Genomic DNA, 16,521 nt, shown 5'->3' with positions numbered 1-16,521 from the left:
GAATTTAATCCAATCTGGGTTTCTTTCGTGATTGTTTTATTTCAGAAATATTTTTCTTGTCTTTAATTCTCTTTTTAATCACCGATTTAGGAATTTTAGTTTCCTTTCGAACCTTTGGAACAAATAATCCCTTTTTGATAATTTCTACAAATCGTTTCGTAACAATCTCTTTATTTTTAAGCTGGCTTCTGTCTTCATCACAATTTAAGATTAGAATATTTTCAGAAGTCAAACGTGATGCTAAATTGTTTTGTAACAATAATTTCTGTTCTTCAGATAAAGCCTGAGAAGTATTCAGATCAAAAGTCAGCACCACTTTCGAAGATACTTTGTTAACATTTTGACCACCTGCACCACTGCTTCTAACCGCCTTAAAACTTAACTCTGATATGATTTTCTCTAAATCCATTATTGTGGTTGATGAGCAGGCTTTAATAAATCATTTACCGTTTTAACCGGATTAAAAGTAATCAACGGAACCGCAACAAAAATAGTTAGCCAGTTTGACATTCCACCGTTCCATAATCCCGGTAACTCATAATTTTTAACTATTTTACCTTCGGCGCTTTTTTCTACAATGAATCCTGTATTATGATCTACAAAATCTGCCAGATTAAACGGCTCTCCTTTGTAATTTTTAGTCCCGCAAACTAAATCAACCGGGTTAAAATGGGTTGCATCCTCTAAAATTGATTTTTGTTTTTTGTCGGTTAAATCAACTTGTGAACTTTCTACAATTTGCAATGAAACATCTCCTTTGTCATTTCTGATCCAAAAAGGCCCTCCACCTGCTTCACCTTCATTTTTAACCATTCCACAAACCCGAATTGGTCTGTCGAGAAGTTCTTTTATTTTACTTATTTTATTTTCATAAGTAAACTTATTAAAATCGTTAGTCATTTCGATGCTGAGATTTTGGATTAAAAACTCAACTATCTTGTCAATATCCTCTTCGCTAATCTGCCCCTTTTCTATAGCATTCAAATAACCAAAAACTTTTTGTTGTGTTGCTATTAAAACCCCTGCCAGCCCTTTTTTATAGAGTGTCGTTTTATCAATATTATTCTGGATAACATTATCTATGTTTTTTATGAAAATAATATCCGCATCAATTTTATCAAGATTTTCAATCAATGCTCCGTGTCCTCCAGGCCTAAAAATAAACGATCCTGTTTGACTTCTGAAAACATTATCTTTCACATCAACTGCAATAGAGTCTGTACGTTTGTTTTGGTAAGAGAAACTAATATTGATTCGAGTGCCTGATTCTGACTCGATTTTTTCTTTCACTTCTGCAATAGCTTTTTCAAATAGTTCCTGATGTGCTTCTGAAACTGTAAAATGTAAATTAGAAGCATTATTTGTCGCAGCATAATGCACACATTCGTTTAAATGTTCTTCTATTGGATTTGCAATATGCGTTTTATATTTATGGAAAGGCAACACCGCTTTTGGCTTATTTGCAAAATCAAAATAATCAGGAGATAATAATAATTTTATGAAATAATAATTTTTATAATCCCTGTCTAAATTATCAAAATTGGGATAAATTATTTTTAGTTGTTTATAGACAGCATCAAAAAAAGGAAACTTATCCATTGCAACAATAAAAATAGACAAATCGTTATCTTTTTTTCTATTGATATAAGAGTTAATGGTTTCTTTCTCGATATCATAAGTATTCAAAAAAGCAATTAAAAATTTAAACATTCGGGTTGCTGCACCTGAAGCGGGAATAAATTTACATATTTTGAAATTCTCCTTATGAATATCAAAAAAACTTGCTTTTTCTTCAAAATCATCAGTTGACAAACTTAAAATTCCGTTATCCACTGTTGCTGGACTTATTAAATTACTTTTAGAAATCCCTTTTTTAAAAATCTTAAGTTGTTTTAATATATTTTCGAAAGGTATTCCATGATTATAAATCTCCACAAAATCAGCAGATGAAAACCCTCTTTTTTTAGCAATTGTCAGATTATCGACAATCGCAGTCGCTTTTACTAAACGACTTTCTCTATCACCGGAAATAGTAATAAATGGCTTTTTACTATCAATTAAAGTTTGCTTAAAAACAGAAAAAACAGTTTCTCTTTTATTTGGATTGTCACGAATATCGTCTTTTTCCCAGGGAACATCAATATCTGTCAGAAAAAATAAATCGTACTCATGTGCTAAGGCAGCTTCATTTAAAAGTGGATTACAGACCCCATAATAGACCTCAGAAAAGACTTTGGTCACCATTAAATTAGTATCGCAAAACAGATATTTTTGAGCAGTTTCCAGTTTTTCATTTTCTAATGCTACTTGTCCATACGCAATTGGCATCATGTCTCCTTCCGTACAAATCTGCTTATTTTCTTCCCATTTTATCTGCAAATAATCACGTGCGAACTCAGGAACCCACTCCGTTTCATAATAATCCGCGAGCTGTTTTGCCAATGTGGTTTTCCCTGTGCTTTCAGGTCCAAATAAGGCAATTTTTATGATATTTGTTTTTTGCTGTCTAAGATTTTTCTCCATTCTAAATAAGCTGAAATAGCTAAAATTGTAAAAATTAAATACTGAAGTGACAACATTCCTAATCCTCTGTAGGCATAAAGCGGCACAACAATAATATCACCAATAATCCAAAGTGTCCAGTTTTCGATTTTTTTCTTGGCCATATACCACATTCCGGCAAAAAATATTCCTGACGAAATCATATCGACATAGTTGTCATTTTTAATCTCATAATCAAAATATTTATAAATACCGAAAACTACAAAAATGGTTACAAAAAACAATAAAATTCCTATTATTTTTTCATTATCATTTGTTCTTGTAATGGGTAAATTATCTTCAACAGTTCCTCCCCTTGCCCAAACATACCATCCATAAATACTCATAATAGAAAAATATCCGTTGATAATCATATCCCCAATATAACCGGCAACATACAACAGATAAACCGAAATTACAGTCGCTATTAAGCCAGTTGGATACACCCAGATATTCTCTTTTTTTGCAAACCAAACGCTCAATATTCCGCAGACAAACACCAAAAACTCTAAAGCGATATGCCATAGCGGCGCATTTTTATAACTGTCTAAAAAAAAATCAATCATTTTGATTATTATCTGGTTGTTTATAATTCAAAAAAATGGCTGTTGTTTTCGAAAGCTGTTCCAATTACTACTAAATCTGCACCCGCATTATAAGCATTTTTAATTCCTTCTAAATTTACAATTCCTCCACCAACAATTATAGGTATTTGGATATTTTGAGCAATTAACTGAATCATTTCCAAGGGCACTGCATTCTTTGCTCCGCTTCCGGCTTCTAAATAGATCAATTTATTCCCTAACATTTCTCCGGCCTGGGCTGTTGCCAAAACTAAATCAAAATCTTTTCGATTAAGCGGTTTTGTTTTACTAACACGTGCTACTGCTGTTTCATTTCCGCTCTCAATTAAAATATAACCTGTTGAAATTACTTCAAGATTCGTTTTTTTAAGAATAGGTGCTGCCTGAACCTGATATCCTATTAAATAATCAGGATTTCTGCCAGACAATAATGACAGAAACAAAATAGCATCAGCCTGAGGTGAAATCTGCGAAGGGTCTCCTGGAAATATAACAACGGGCAAGTTTGTTTTTTGTTTTAACTGCCTGATTAAATCTTCTAAAATTGTAGCCTGAACAATACTGCCTCCTACAAAAATATGGGTTGCTGGAGACTGGTTTATTTTATCTAATAAATGATTTAAATTTTCCCATACAATTTTATCAGGATCTAAAAGAATAGCCAGTAATTTCTGCCCCTCTTTTTTAGCCTCCAAAATTTGTTGGTGTATGTTGAGTAATTTTTGCTGCATAACAGCCGTAAAAGTAAAAGTTTTTTAATGCAGAAGAACTATTTGAATGAATTATATTTGTGAAATGGCCTTAGTTCAACAAATGAAACAATTATGATTACATCTGAATTATTGGAAAAATATGGTGCTCTGAAGAAATTCTTCAATAAAAACGAAGTCATTTTTGACGAAGGAAATCTACCCGCTTATTATTATCAAATTATTTCAGGGGAAATAAAAATGAGTAATTATAATGATGATGGACGAGAGTTCATTCAGGGAATATTTTATAAAGAACAGTCTTTTGGAGAACCTCCGTTGTTCCTGAATCAAAAATACCCTGCCAATGCTATTGCAGTTGAAAACAGCGAAATTTTTCTTCTTTCAAAGTCAAACTTCTGGAAACTTCTGGAAGAAAACTCAAAAATCAGCATTAAAATAATCGAAAACCTGGCACAGCGACTGTATTATAAATCGGTTATGGCTGCTGAAATCTCTACCCAGGAACCAGAGCACAGAGTTTTGAAATTAATCGATCATGGTATCGCTTATTTCAATTTCCAAAAAGATAAAAATGGCTATCTCATCAATTTCACCAGACAGCAAATTGGAGACCTGACAGGTTTACGTGTTGAAACCATCATCAGAACCATAAAAGCACTGGAGAAAAAAGGCGAATTGAAAATTATAAACAGAAAAGTATACCGATAAAAAAGTTTTCGTTTTATGATTTAAGTCATAAAATGCAGCGATATTGTACATGTACCTTTGTTGATATAAAAAACTCAATATCATGACACTATATCAAACAACATTCGACATTTTCAATAAAAACTATATGGGTTCTGCTGCAATGGCAGTAATTGGACAAAGCTGTTTAGGCGGCGCTGCAGCTATGTATGTTTTGAGTAACGGAACTTCAATTCCCCAAATGATTCAATTGGCTATAATTGTTTTAGCTTGTATCTTTGTAAATACTTCAATTTTGGCGCAAATGAAACACAAAGTTGTTTTTAATCTATTAATTACAAGTTCAATTTTAAGTGTATTATTCATTTTAATAAACACCCTTTTTCTGTGAAAAAACAAATAGAAGATAGAAATGACATTACTCTTTTAGTACATCAGTTCTATGCTAAAATAAGAGCCGATTCAGCAATCGGCTTTTATTTTAATGATATAATAAAAGACTGGGATGCTCATCTGGAAAAGCTGACCGATTTTTGGGAGATGAATTTGTTTGGAGCAAAAAAATATAATGGAAATCCACTGACTGTCCATAATGAAGTTGATGCTCATTTTGATGGCAGAATTACCTCTAATGAATTTGGGATCTGGCTAAATCACTGGTTTCAGACTATTGATGAATATTTTGAAGGCGAAAATGCTGATACCCTGAAAAGACGGGCCAGAAAAATGAGCACTTTTTTGTATATGAGTATGTTTGAAAATCGAAAAAAAGGAAATTAAGCTTAAATAACTCAAGACAAAGTGTGTCATTTCGACTTAAGGAGAAATCACACTAGAAGCTCCACAAAGTATGACTCCAATCTTTGTCGAATCCCGCATGTGATTTCTCCTTAAGTCGAAAAAGAATGTGGTTATTCTTAAATCTGCTAAGATTGGAATTTGTGATTTTTATATTGAATTTTCACTTTTCAAAAGCATAAACCAAAGTAAACTTACCCTCAAAATTATCAGACTCTATTTCCTGATAATGAACGTTAAAATCTTTTATCAAATTATCAAAATGAAGACTAGCCTGAGTGTGAGATTCCTCTAAAGAAAAATCATCAACCAAAATATGATCTTTAAAACTGATTCCTTTTTCATTTCTGATTTTAAAAATGGCTTCTTTGGCTCCCCAGATTACGGTAAGTTTTTTTATGTATTCTTCTGTAGACAAAGCATCTAAATAATCACATTCATAATCGGTAAATTTATCTGCAATTCTCTGAATTTTTTCCCGCTGCAGCTCCATATCAATTCCAACGGTTTCGTGGCTAATAATTATTGCCGCAAAATGATAGGAATGTGTTATAGAAATATAATTATGACAATCGAAATACGGTTTTCCGAATTCGTCATAATGCAAATCTTTATCTGTAAAACCCATTTCCTGAATCAGCATACGAACGCTCAAAAAAGCACGCTGATGTAATTGCGATTTCATACCATCCAGTCTCTTCTGCGTTTTCTCTTTTAAAACTACTTTGCTTCTTAGTTCGTCAAAAGATTCGGTTATTTCCCAAATTAAAATTCGGGTGTTTTCATTGCATTGTATGGTCTGAAATAGAGGCATTCTTTTTTAAAATTATGAATTATAAATAATTTTCTTTGAAACAAAACTTCTTATTGACTGCCTGTTCTTTCTAGCCCTGATGGGAACGGCATCCTTTTGTGGCGGGGTTCGCCATAAAAGATATAGTGAACAGCAGGATTAGCTTCTAAAAAACATTAATCAACTAATACACTAAAGATTAACAAATTAAAGATTTCACAAATCTTACTGAAAGTAGTAAAAATAAAAAGCTATTCCTTAAATTTGCAAAAATTTTACAATTACAAATATACTATAAATGAGTACAACGACTACGCCTTATGTGGCTTTCAAAGTAAAAGACATTTCTCTGGCTGCCTGGGGAAGAAAAGAAATTGAATTAGCTGAGGCTGAAATGCCAGGTTTAATGGCACTTCGTGCTGAATATAAAGACGAACAACCTCTTAAAGGTGCTCGTATCGCCGGATGTCTTCATATGACGATTCAGACTGCTGTTTTGATCGAAACTTTAATTGCTCTTGGTGCTGAAGTTACCTGGTCATCTTGTAACATTTTCTCTACTCAGGATCAGGCTGCTGCTGCTATCGCTGCTGCGGGAATTCAGGTTTATGCATGGAAAGGTCTTGATGAGCAATCATTTGACTGGTGTATTGAGCAAACTTTATTCTTTGGTGAAGACAGAAAACCATTGAACATGATTTTGGATGATGGTGGAGATTTAACTAACATGGTTATTGATCGTTTCCCGGAATTGGTTCCTGGAATCAAAGGATTATCTGAAGAAACTACAACTGGAGTTCACAGATTGTACGAAAGAGTAAAAGCCGGAACTTTACCAATGCCTGCAATCAACATTAATGATTCTGTTACTAAATCTAAATTTGATAACAAATACGGATGTAAAGAATCTGCTGTAGATGCTGTACGTCGTGCAACTGACTTAATGTTGGCCGGAAAAAGAGTAATCGTTTGTGGATACGGTGATGTTGGAAAAGGAACTGCTGCTTCTTTCAGAGGTGCAGGATCTATTGTAACTGTTACTGAAATTGACCCAATTTGTGCTTTACAAGCTGCAATGGACGGTTACGAAGTTAAAAAATTAAACACTGTAATTGCTAATGCTGATATCATCATTACAACTACAGGAAATAAAGATATCGTTCTTGGAGAGCACTTCGAGCAAATGAAAGACAAAACTGTAGTTTGTAACATCGGACACTTTGATAACGAAATTGATATGGCCTGGTTAAACAAAAACCACGGTGCGTCTAAAATCGAAATCAAACCTCAGGTTGACAAATATACTATCGCTGGAAAAGATATCATCATCTTGGCTGAAGGCCGTTTAGTAAACCTTGGTTGTGCTACAGGTCACCCAAGTTTTGTAATGAGTAACTCATTTACAAACCAAACTTTGGCTCAAATCGAATTATGGAACAACAGCGCTGCTTACAACAACGACGTTTATATGTTGCCAAAACATTTAGATGAAAAAGTGGCTGCTTTACACCTTGCTAAATTAGGTGTTGAATTGGAAGTTTTACGTGACGACCAAGCTGCTTATATTGGTGTTCCAGTTGAAGGTCCATTTAAACCGGAATACTACAGATACTAGATTTAATTTTAGATTTAAGATTGTAGATCTTAGATTTTTAATACATATTCAAACCCGACAAGTTTTTAAAAACCTGTCGGGTTTTGTTTTTTTATTTAACATTATTTAGCTTTTTTAAAATAAACAAAAACCAAATTTTAAATTAAAAACTTTACTTATATATTTAATATTTGTGATATTCTAATAGAAAATTTGAAGTTCTTAAAATTTTAATTTAAAAAAACTAAATTATGCCATGCAACCATCGATTTGAAGATCAATTAATTCCAGATTGGGAATTAGAATACCTATTTATTGGAACATTTAATCCTTCTTGGGATTATAATAATGCTGAACAAGCAGATTATTTTTATGGCAGAAACAGAAATTTTTTTTGGCGAATCCTACCTTTTGTATTTGGTGGAGATGATTTAAAAAACTCTTCAATTGAAGAAAAAACTGAATATCTATTAAATAAAAAAATTGGAATTACTGATTTGATTCTATGTATTAAAAACGCAGATGAAAATAGCGAAACCGACCGCAACAATCTTACAAAAGGATTTAGCGATAACATATTAAATACATACCAATTAGACTTTAATTCTGAAAAAATTAAAACACTGATAAACAAAAATCAAAAAACACTTAAAGGAGTTTTTTTAACCAGATCGACTTTAAATAACAACATTAGCCAAATTAGGGATTCTTGGAACATTATTGAAAATCATTGTTCAGTAATTAACATTCAAACTAATAAAATTTTAACTCCAGCTAGAATTTTTTCCGAAAAGAAAGTTGATGATTGGAAAGGAAAAATAGATAATATCTGAAATAAGCCAGAATGTCAAATTATCTTTAAATTTCTTTAATTCCATATTCAAACCCGACAGGTTTTAAAACCTGTCGGGTTTTGTTTTTTCATATACCATGAATAATCTAAAATCAGAAATCTAAAATTATTTAGGGCGTGCCACCATCCCAATAAAAGGGCAAAAATACTTTATGTTTATACGCCCTTTTATTGGGATGGTGTCGGACTATCCGCGCTACTTCGGTAGCCAGCTCCTATCCCTCACGCAAACATATACCAAGAAAGTTTTGAATTAATAAACTATTTCATTTTCAAAAACGTTATGTATCTTTAAAGTAAAAATATTCTTTATGAATCGTCTTCTTTTTGTCTTCACTTTTCTATCTCTAAATTTTTCTGTATTTGCTCAAAACAATGATATCTGGACTTCATTTCCAAACAAAGACACAACGCTTATTGGATTTAAAGACAAAAATGGAACAATCAAAATTGAACCTAAATTTTCAGGTTTTACAACGGCACGAAAATTTGAAAACATAATCGCAGTAACAGAAGAGTTTAATGAAAGCTGGAAAAGTTATTATTTGACTAAAACAGGGAAAATAATCGGGCGAGACAGTTTATACATCTTTGACAACAGTCCCGATTGCGAAAATGAAGGTTTCATCCGCTTTAGAGATCCTAAAACTGACAAAATGGGAATGTTTAACGGTGATGGAAAAATTGTAATTCCCGCTGATTATAGCAATTTAACCAAAGTTAGAAACGGAATGGTGATCGCCTTAAAAGATGCTAAAAAAGAAATCGATGGTGAGCATTTTTTCTGGACTGGAGGGAAAGAATTTCTAATTAATACCAACAATAAAATTCTGATTGAAAATTTTCCTTATAATGATGAACTGAATTTCTATTCTTTAGAAAAATCAAAAGAAAAAGGCAAAGATGAAACAAGAGAATATTTCTTAAGTGTCGAAGGCCAATATTATTCTTTCATCAATTATGAAAAAGAATTTACATATTGGCTCAAGAACACCTTACTTTCAGATTTATCCAAAACTAATTTAGAAAAACATTCTTTTGACAAAATCATCTATTGGAAAGAATCCAACGGGTGGATTAGTGAATCAAAAATTAAATTTATAAATCAGAATTTTACTTTCTTAAAGTTAAAACTTCAGGAACTGAAAAATCCAAAAACAGATTATTTTGTCTCTTCAAACGGACTCAATCAGTTTATTTTTGAATCAAGTGAATACGCTTTATATTTCAACAATTGCAATGAATCGAAAGAATGGCAATATCCAGTCAAAAGCATTGTAATTAATCCAAAAAACAAAACCGATAATGGACAAGACCATTTTGAATTTCTCCGAACTGAAAATGGATATAAATTAACAAGTGTTTCTTCTGCGAAAGATAATCTTAAATGATTTTTAGCCTTTAATTTTAATATTCAAGCACATTCATCTCAAGCCACAAGACGTAAAATTTAAATTTTCACTAATCTTTACAGGGTTATTTGCCAAGGCTCTCCCTTCATCAAATTGACGAAAAAGCTTTAGTCTTTGCTACTTTGCAGGCAAAAAACAACGTACTTTGCATACACCCTTTAGAACACTTCATTAAAAACAGAGCAAGTTTCGGATTTTATTCCTTGTAAAACCAATCGATATTTGTATTCTAAACTGAAGAAGATGAACACACAGGAAAACATCAATTATAATCGTATCGCCGAAGCTATAGATTATATCAAAACAAACTTTAAAGATCAGCCAAATCTTGATGATGTTGCTCAGAAAATAAATTTGAGCCCATTTCACTTTCAGAGACTTTTTAGCGAATGGGCAGGCACAAGTCCGAAGAAATTTTTGCAGTATACAAGTCTCGAACACGCCAAAAAGTTATTAAAAAAAAATCAGGCAACTATTTCTGAAACCGCTTTTGAAACCGGACTATCCGGAACAAGCCGTTTACATGATTTATTTATAAATATTGAAGGAATGACACCTGCAGAATACAAAAATGGCGGAAAAAATCTAAACATTAATTACAGTTTTGCCGAAAGTCCGTTTGGCAATATTATTGTAGCTTCTACAGAAAAAGGTATTTGCTTTATGGCTTTTGCCGAGAGTGAAGCAGTAGGTTTTGAAAATTTAAATCACAAATACCCAAATGCTGTATTTAATAGAAAACTAGATCTAATTCAGCAAAATGCGTTGTTCATTTTTCAAAACGACTGGAGCCAGTTATCTGAAATCAAACTGCATTTAAAAGGAACTGATTTCCAGTTAAAAGTTTGGGAAACGCTGCTAAAAATCCCAATGGGACAGCTTTCTACTTATATTTCTATTGCCCGGCAAATCGAAAAACCAAATGCTTCACGCGCTGTCGGAACTGCAATTGGCTGTAACCCTGTAGCCTTTTTAATTCCATGTCACCGTGTGATTCAATCTTCTGGAATCTTTGGGGGCTATATGTGGGGAAATACCAGAAAAACAGCTATTATTGGATGGGAAGGTGCACAGATAAATTCACAATTATAATTTATACACACAATATAATTCGCATAATATATGTGTAGAGACGCACAGCAGTGTGTCTAACGTTATGTATTTTTCTCCGCAATCTTTGGCGACAATCTTTGCGTAGACGCACTGCTGTGCGACTCTACAGATATGCTTTGTCAAAAATCAATTTCAACTTAAAATTATTTATGCAAAATATACAATCCAAAATTGCTTCTCAAAATTGGGAATGCATTACCGAATCTATGCACGAAAATGGCTTTGCAATTCTTGCAAACATTCTGAGTAATAAAGAATGCGAAACTTTAAAAATGAATTATTCAAACCCAGATTTATATCGAAAAACGGTTGTTATGGAACGTTATCGATTTGGTTTGGGCGAATACAAATATTTCAATTATCCCCTGCCCGATTTAATTCAAAATATACGTTCTTCCATTTATCCTAAATTGGCTCCAATTGCAAATGCGTGGATGAAAGCTTTAAATATCAATACCTTTTTTCCTGAAACCCATGATGAATTATTAAAAAAGTGTCACGATAATAATCAATTGAAGCCAACGGTTTTAATCTTAAAATATGGCGCACGCGGATTCAATACGCTTCATCAGGATTTGTATGGTACTATTTACTTCCCAATACAGATTGTATTATTTCTAAATGACCCTGATGAAGATTTTACAGGTGGCGAATTTGTTTTAACGCAGCAAACACCGAGAGCACAATCAAAAGCCATTGTTTTAAAACCTAAAAAGGGAGATATTTTGGTTTTTACAACGAATTTCAGACCTGTAAAAGGTACAAAAGGATATTATCGTGTGAACATGAAACATGGTGTGAGTGAGATTCATTCCGGAGAAAGATATACATTGGGAATTATTTTTCATGATGCGTTAAGTTAAGGCGCAAAGGGACAGAGGTGCAGAGGTTTTAAAAACAACGTATATCTGTAGAGAGACGCACCGCAGCCCGTCTACGCGACGATTGTCATTATAATTAATTTCAATTTCAATAAAAAATCGATAATTTTTTCACGAAGATTTTAGCAGATTTTTTTTTAATCATTTTAATCCTATAATTTGTGGCAAAAAAATGATAAACAAATGATTCAACACAATAAAATTTCAGATTCAGAACTTCGAAATAAAATTAAAAATGCAGAAATTTGTTTCGGTGGCAACAAAAAATTAAAAATCTACGGAACTCTAAAATGTTCTTCTGGAAAAAGAATGAAACGTGAGAATCGTGTTTTCTTTTTATCTGGAAATGAAGCTAAAGAAAACGGTTTCAGACCTTGCGGACATTGTATGAAAACCGATTATCAAAACTGGAAAATGGACTTATTTAATCCCCAGACAGACGAAAATACTAATTTGCTTCCCAAAGATGGAACGGTTAATTATTATGGAAAATTGTTTTCGAGATCCGAATCTGATTTTTATCGTGATACATTTCTGAACAGCATTGAATGGAAAAATGACGAAGCCATTATCTTCGGAAAATTAATTTTCACTAAAAGAAAAGTAGCCTGGTACGGCGATCAGCAATTTGAATACACGTATTCTAATACTACAAAAAAAGCTTTGCCCTGGACTGCTGAACTTTTAGAATTAAAGAAAATCATTGAAGAAAAAACTGGAGAAACTTTCAATTCCTGCCTCTTGAATTTATATCATTCTGGTGAAGAAGGAATGGCATGGCACAGCGATGCTGAAAAAGATTTAAAAAAAAATGGTGCGATTGGCTCCGTAAGCTTTGGAGCAGAACGTAAATTTGCTTTTAAACATAAAGAAACCAAAGAAACGGTTTCTTTAATTTTAGAACATGGCAGTGTATTGGTTATGAAAGATGAAACTCAAACACATTGGCTACACCGTCTTCCTCCAACAAAAACCACTTCAAAACCAAGGGTAAATCTAACTTTCCGAACAATTCTTGGATAGCATAAATTTGAATTTTACTATTAACCTGAGTTCGATTATTCAATAATTTGTTATTTATTAGATATCCTGCAAGGTTTCAACCTTGTAGGTATGAATACTGATGATAAGCGATAACTACAAGGTCTCAAAAAAGACCTTGCAGGAACATTAACTGATTTTCATTTACTTCTTTTTTGCTTTGCAACATTCTCATACAAACAAAACTATTTTTTTTTAATTTTCGATCAAGACCTTAGATTTTAAATCCTAATTTAAGATCTAAATTTAATCCCTATATTAAAGAAAATCCAAAGTCCTTTCTAATGCCATACCACGTGATCCTTTAATTAATAGGGTGCTTTTTACTTTAAATTTATTATCTCTTAAGTATTCGGAAAAATCTTCAAAAGTTTCAAAAAAATGAATATTTTCTTTAGAAATACGATTTTCATAAAATGATTTTCCAATCAAATAACAAACAGATTTATCCTGATCTTTCAAAGAATCAACAATAACTTTATGCTCTTGCTGACTTTCATTTCCAAGCTCAAACATGTCTCCTAAAATCATCACTTTATTTTGATTATCTAATTGTAAAAAATTAGTTATCGCCACAGCCATACTACTCGGGTTAGCATTATAGGCATCCAGAATAATTTCAAATGATTCTTTTTTTAATAACTGGGATCGATTATTGGTTGGAGTATAATTTTCAATTGCAATTTTAATATCTCTATCTTCAACTTTAAAATAATTTCCGATAGCAACTGCCGCATTAATATTATTAGCATTATAAAGTCCAATCAAATTAGATTTTACAAAAAAATCTTCATAATTAATCTCAACAAACGGATTTGCCTGAATCTCCTGAACATTAATATCAGCAAGATTATTCTGCTGACCAAATGTGAATAATTTGATTTTTTTTGATTTTTCAACCTGAATAGGATCATCCAAATTAACAAAAGCCAATTTATCGTTTTCAAATAAATATTTATACATCTCACTTTTTCCTTCAATCACACCTTCAACACCTCCAAAACCTTCTAAGTGAGCCTTTCCAAAATTTGTAATATAACCATAATCAGGCCGGGCTATTGAACATAAAAACTCAATTTCTTTTTTATGATTAGCTCCCATCTCTACAATTCCAATCTCAGTTTCACTTGTAAAAGATAATAAGGTCAACGGAACTCCAATATGATTATTTAAGTTCCCAACAGTTGCCTTAGTCCTATATTTTTGCGCCAAAACAACATTTATAAGTTCTTTTGTAGTTGTTTTACCATTACTTCCTGTCAATGCAACAATAGGAATTTTTAAATATTGCCTATGAAATTTTGCTAACTCCTGTAAAGTTTCTAAACTATTTTCTACCAGAATTGTCCTCTCGTCAATTACATATGACGGATTATCAATTATTACAAACAAAGCCTCACGTTCAAGTGCTTCCTTAGCAAAAGTATTGGCATCAAAATTTTCTCCTTTGATAGCAAAAAACATAGAATCTTTTTCAATTTTACGAGTATCAATTGAAAGAGATTTACATTTTAAAAATAAGTTATGAATTTCTTTAATATTCATTTTATAAGCAATTATTTAGATTATAAAAATAGAAAAAAACAATAAAAAAATTCCAAATTCCGTACTGAAAGCAGCTTTGGAATTTGGAATTTTTTTATTTTGGAATTTCTAAAATTTAATTCCTTGGTGATTTTCTTCTTTCAGTTTTAGCACCTACTCTAGACATTGCACATCTGAATCCGATGTAGTCAGTTGCCATATCCTGAGGGAAGTATCTTCTTTGCGCAGGATCTAACCAGTAAGCTCTGTCTCTCCAAGAACCTCCTTTATAAACTCTTGCGTTATCGTTTATCAAAGTTGTTCTTTTGCTAGAATTGTCATATTTTCTCACCATATTACCTAAACTATCTGTAGTAACATTGTGTATTGGAGAATTGTACATAGCTACTTTAGTGCTGTCACCTGATTCAGAATCACCAAAGTCATAATATCTTGAAGATTGTTTATCACCATCTCTATAATTGATGTTATCACTTTTGCTGAAATTTTGTCTCAAATAAGTCTCATTTTCATCAACAGGAACACGAGCTATTTCTCCAGGTAAATTTGTAGCAACTACTTTACCATTGCTTAAAGTTTGGTATTTGATATTATCTTTTGTGATAATTTCTAACTTACCATCTTTACCAATTTTATTTTTAGCGTATTGATTACCTCTGTAATAGTTAAAATCATTTGCTTCGTTATCGATTATTGGTCTGTAAACATCGGCAACCCATTCTGCTACGTTACCCGCCATATCATATAAACCGAAATCATTTGCAGGATAACTTTTTACATTATTTGTAATATCTGCACCATCATCTGACCATCCGGCGATTCCACCGTAGTCACCATTTCCTTGTTTAAAGTTGGCCAATTGATCTCCTCTGTTTTTACGTTTTGCTGAACGAGTATAATCCCCAGACCAAGGGTATTTCTTTTGTCCTTTGTAGATATTATATTCTCTTTGTCCAACATCTGCAGCTGCTGCATATTCCCATTCAGCTTCTGTAGGAAGTCTGTATTCTGGCAAAATAACACCTGAAGAACGTTGTGCATAAACATTTTTTTGTTCTTCTACAGTACCATCTTTACCTTTTTTAGGTCTTCTTCCATTAGGGCTTTTCTTTAGAACTATTTCTTCATTTCCTCCATAAGAAGTAGATGGAGATGCAAGATAAGCTTCTGTATTAAACAAACTTTCAGCACTAACATCTTGTGTTTTGGCACCTCTTTTAATATATCTTTCTTTTTCTAAAACAGCTTCGTTAACACGGTCAGTTCTCCATTTACTAAATTCAACTGCCTGAATCCAATTAACACCAACTACCGGATAGTTCGCATATGCAGGATGTCTTAGATAATTATTTGTCATCGTTTCGTTGTATCCTAAACGATTTCTCCATACCAACGTATCAGGTGATGCCCCGGCATAAATATTTTTATAGGTTTCTTCTGTAGGTGGGAAAACTTTTTTAAGCCACTCAAGGTATTCCAAATACATACCATTAGTTACTTCTGTTTCATCCATGTAAAATGACTGAACGTGTTGTTGAGTTGGGGTGTTATTCCAATCATGCATAACATCATCCTGTACTTTACCCATAGTAAATGTACCTCCTTCAACGAAAACTAAACCAGGTCCAGCCTGTTGTTTTTTTCCTGCATTTCTAGCAGCCGTTCCATTTTGACTGTCAACGTCCCAACCTGTTGCTCTTGAAGCTCGGCTTGAACTTGATTTTTTGCTACAACTAGCCGTGCCCAACATCAATACTATTGACATCATTACTTGCAAGGCTACAATTTTGTTTACTTTCATACTCATTCTTAGGTGATAAATTTAGGTGCTGCAATATAATAATTAACATTTAATTAGCAACATGTGTTCTAATAATTTTATTTAGCTGTTTTTTACCAGAAAATAACCTATAGTTTCGAAACGCAAAAATATACTTTTTATTATTACTATAACATTAAATACTAT

The 16,521-nt window shown here is 32.5% G+C and carries 16 protein-coding genes and 1 pseudogene; 10 read left to right on the top strand and 7 right to left on the bottom strand.

Annotation, left to right across the window (positions count from 1 at the left end; translation table 11 throughout):
• Positions 1-4: 4 nt before the first annotated feature.
• The 4 genes from arfB to JE46_RS06115 are packed head-to-tail and all read right to left on the bottom strand — an operon-like array spanning position 5 to position 3,856.
• A complete protein-coding gene (arfB, locus tag JE46_RS06130; protein ID WP_031454379.1) occupies positions 5-409 on the bottom strand; it encodes an alternative ribosome rescue aminoacyl-tRNA hydrolase ArfB in 405 nt (134 codons plus the stop codon).
• Entirely contained in the window at positions 409-2,523 is a 2,115-nt protein-coding gene (locus JE46_RS06125) for a DUF4301 family protein (protein ID WP_031454378.1), read from the bottom strand. The genes arfB and JE46_RS06125 overlap by 1 nt, the downstream gene beginning before the upstream one ends.
• Positions 2,484-3,107: a nicotinamide riboside transporter PnuC gene (gene pnuC, locus JE46_RS06120; RefSeq protein ID WP_031454377.1), complete on the bottom strand. Its 624-nt coding sequence runs from the start codon at positions 3,105-3,107 to the stop codon at positions 2,484-2,486. The genes JE46_RS06125 and pnuC overlap by 40 nt, the downstream gene beginning before the upstream one ends.
• 20 nt (positions 3,108-3,127) lie before the next feature.
• Positions 3,128-3,856, bottom strand: coding sequence for a geranylgeranylglyceryl/heptaprenylglyceryl phosphate synthase (locus tag JE46_RS06115; protein WP_031454376.1), 729 nt, complete (start codon positions 3,854-3,856; stop codon positions 3,128-3,130).
• A 93-nt stretch (positions 3,857-3,949) separates the two neighbouring features.
• Here JE46_RS06115 and JE46_RS06110 point away from each other — a divergent pair, with 93 nt between their 5' ends.
• The 3 genes from JE46_RS06110 (at position 3,950) to JE46_RS06100 (ending at position 5,305) form a co-directional block, all read left to right on the top strand.
• Positions 3,950-4,546, top strand: coding sequence for a Crp/Fnr family transcriptional regulator (locus JE46_RS06110; RefSeq protein WP_031454375.1), 597 nt, complete (start codon positions 3,950-3,952; stop codon positions 4,544-4,546).
• 82 nt (positions 4,547-4,628) lie between these two features.
• Positions 4,629-4,916 carry a hypothetical protein gene (locus JE46_RS06105; protein WP_031454374.1) on the top strand — a complete coding sequence of 96 codons (288 nt, stop codon included), beginning with the start codon at positions 4,629-4,631 and terminating at the stop codon, positions 4,914-4,916.
• Positions 4,913-5,305 (top strand): group III truncated hemoglobin, encoded by a 393-nt coding sequence (locus JE46_RS06100; RefSeq protein WP_031454373.1) that lies wholly within the window; start codon positions 4,913-4,915, stop codon positions 5,303-5,305. The genes JE46_RS06105 and JE46_RS06100 overlap by 4 nt, the downstream gene beginning before the upstream one ends.
• Before the next feature lie 181 nt (positions 5,306-5,486).
• Here the strand turns inward: JE46_RS06100 and JE46_RS06095 are convergent, their stop codons facing one another.
• The gene (locus JE46_RS06095) at positions 5,487-6,137 is read right to left on the bottom strand and encodes a 4'-phosphopantetheinyl transferase family protein (protein WP_031454372.1); all 651 of its coding nucleotides are present in this window, start codon (positions 6,135-6,137) and stop codon (positions 5,487-5,489) included.
• A gap of 277 nt (positions 6,138-6,414) precedes the next feature.
• On the opposite strand from JE46_RS06095, the gene ahcY reads away from it, so the two are divergent.
• The 7 genes and pseudogenes from ahcY (at position 6,415) to JE46_RS06065 (ending at position 12,992) form a co-directional block, all read left to right on the top strand.
• Positions 6,415-7,731, top strand: coding sequence for an adenosylhomocysteinase (gene ahcY / locus JE46_RS06090; protein ID WP_031454371.1), 1,317 nt, complete (start codon positions 6,415-6,417; stop codon positions 7,729-7,731).
• Between the two features lie 230 nt (positions 7,732-7,961).
• Positions 7,962-8,543: a uracil-DNA glycosylase family protein gene (locus JE46_RS06085; RefSeq protein WP_031454370.1), complete on the top strand. Its 582-nt coding sequence runs from the start codon at positions 7,962-7,964 to the stop codon at positions 8,541-8,543.
• 331 nt (positions 8,544-8,874) lie between these two features.
• The gene (locus JE46_RS06080) at positions 8,875-9,954 is read left to right on the top strand and encodes a WG repeat-containing protein (RefSeq protein ID WP_031454369.1); all 1,080 of its coding nucleotides are present in this window, start codon (positions 8,875-8,877) and stop codon (positions 9,952-9,954) included.
• Positions 9,955-10,218: 264 nt separating this feature from the next.
• The gene (locus tag JE46_RS06075) at positions 10,219-11,067 is read left to right on the top strand and encodes a bifunctional helix-turn-helix domain-containing protein/methylated-DNA--[protein]-cysteine S-methyltransferase (RefSeq protein ID WP_031454368.1); all 849 of its coding nucleotides are present in this window, start codon (positions 10,219-10,221) and stop codon (positions 11,065-11,067) included.
• A 170-nt stretch (positions 11,068-11,237) separates the two neighbouring features.
• The gene (locus JE46_RS06070; protein WP_031454367.1) at positions 11,238-11,951 is read left to right on the top strand and encodes a 2OG-Fe(II) oxygenase; all 714 of its coding nucleotides are present in this window, start codon (positions 11,238-11,240) and stop codon (positions 11,949-11,951) included.
• Positions 11,952-12,152: 201 nt separating this feature from the next.
• Positions 12,153-12,344: pseudogene (locus JE46_RS24620) on the top strand (Ada metal-binding domain-containing protein); the annotation flags it as partial.
• Between the two features lie 39 nt (positions 12,345-12,383).
• Complete coding sequence (locus tag JE46_RS06065; protein WP_031454366.1) at positions 12,384-12,992, top strand: alpha-ketoglutarate-dependent dioxygenase AlkB family protein; 609 nt, start codon at positions 12,384-12,386, stop codon at positions 12,990-12,992.
• Between the two features lie 276 nt (positions 12,993-13,268).
• Here the strand turns inward: JE46_RS06065 and JE46_RS06060 are convergent, their stop codons facing one another.
• Positions 13,269-14,555 (bottom strand): UDP-N-acetylmuramoyl-tripeptide--D-alanyl-D-alanine ligase, encoded by a 1,287-nt coding sequence (locus tag JE46_RS06060; RefSeq protein ID WP_031454365.1) that lies wholly within the window; start codon positions 14,553-14,555, stop codon positions 13,269-13,271.
• A gap of 115 nt (positions 14,556-14,670) precedes the next feature.
• Complete coding sequence (gldJ, locus tag JE46_RS06055; RefSeq protein WP_031454364.1) at positions 14,671-16,356, bottom strand: gliding motility lipoprotein GldJ; 1,686 nt, start codon at positions 16,354-16,356, stop codon at positions 14,671-14,673.
• Positions 16,357-16,521: the final 165 nt, after the last annotated feature.

This window comes from Flavobacterium chungangense LMG 26729 (assembly GCF_000735715.2).
Classification (GTDB): Bacteria; Bacteroidota; Bacteroidia; order Flavobacteriales; family Flavobacteriaceae; genus Flavobacterium; species Flavobacterium chungangense.
Note: the sequence above shows the minus strand (reverse complement) of the source record. Positions and strands in the feature narration are given on the sequence as shown.

Excerpts from the sequence above, each read along its gene's own strand:
- JE46_RS06115 (WP_031454376.1), bottom strand. The coding sequence starts at position 3,856 with ATGCAGCAAAAATTACTCAACATACACCAACAAATTTTGGAGGCTAAA.
- JE46_RS06075 (WP_031454368.1), top strand. The coding sequence starts at position 10,219 with ATGAACACACAGGAAAACATCAATTATAATCGTATCGCCGAAGCTATA.
- JE46_RS06105 (WP_031454374.1), top strand. The coding sequence starts at position 4,629 with ATGACACTATATCAAACAACATTCGACATTTTCAATAAAAACTATATG.
- gldJ (WP_031454364.1), bottom strand. The coding sequence starts at position 16,356 with ATGAAAGTAAACAAAATTGTAGCCTTGCAAGTAATGATGTCAATAGTA.
- pnuC (WP_031454377.1), bottom strand. The coding sequence starts at position 3,107 with ATGATTGATTTTTTTTTAGACAGTTATAAAAATGCGCCGCTATGGCAT.
- JE46_RS06125 (WP_031454378.1), bottom strand. The coding sequence starts at position 2,523 with ATGGAGAAAAATCTTAGACAGCAAAAAACAAATATCATAAAAATTGCC.
- JE46_RS06065 (WP_031454366.1), top strand. The coding sequence starts at position 12,384 with ATGGACTTATTTAATCCCCAGACAGACGAAAATACTAATTTGCTTCCC.
- JE46_RS06060 (WP_031454365.1), bottom strand. The coding sequence starts at position 14,555 with ATGAATATTAAAGAAATTCATAACTTATTTTTAAAATGTAAATCTCTT.
- JE46_RS06095 (WP_031454372.1), bottom strand. The coding sequence starts at position 6,137 with ATGCCTCTATTTCAGACCATACAATGCAATGAAAACACCCGAATTTTA.
- JE46_RS06070 (WP_031454367.1), top strand. The coding sequence starts at position 11,238 with ATGCAAAATATACAATCCAAAATTGCTTCTCAAAATTGGGAATGCATT.
- arfB (WP_031454379.1), bottom strand. The coding sequence starts at position 409 with ATGGATTTAGAGAAAATCATATCAGAGTTAAGTTTTAAGGCGGTTAGA.
- JE46_RS06110 (WP_031454375.1), top strand. The coding sequence starts at position 3,950 with ATGATTACATCTGAATTATTGGAAAAATATGGTGCTCTGAAGAAATTC.
- JE46_RS06080 (WP_031454369.1), top strand. The coding sequence starts at position 8,875 with ATGAATCGTCTTCTTTTTGTCTTCACTTTTCTATCTCTAAATTTTTCT.
- ahcY (WP_031454371.1), top strand. The coding sequence starts at position 6,415 with ATGAGTACAACGACTACGCCTTATGTGGCTTTCAAAGTAAAAGACATT.
- JE46_RS06085 (WP_031454370.1), top strand. The coding sequence starts at position 7,962 with ATGCCATGCAACCATCGATTTGAAGATCAATTAATTCCAGATTGGGAA.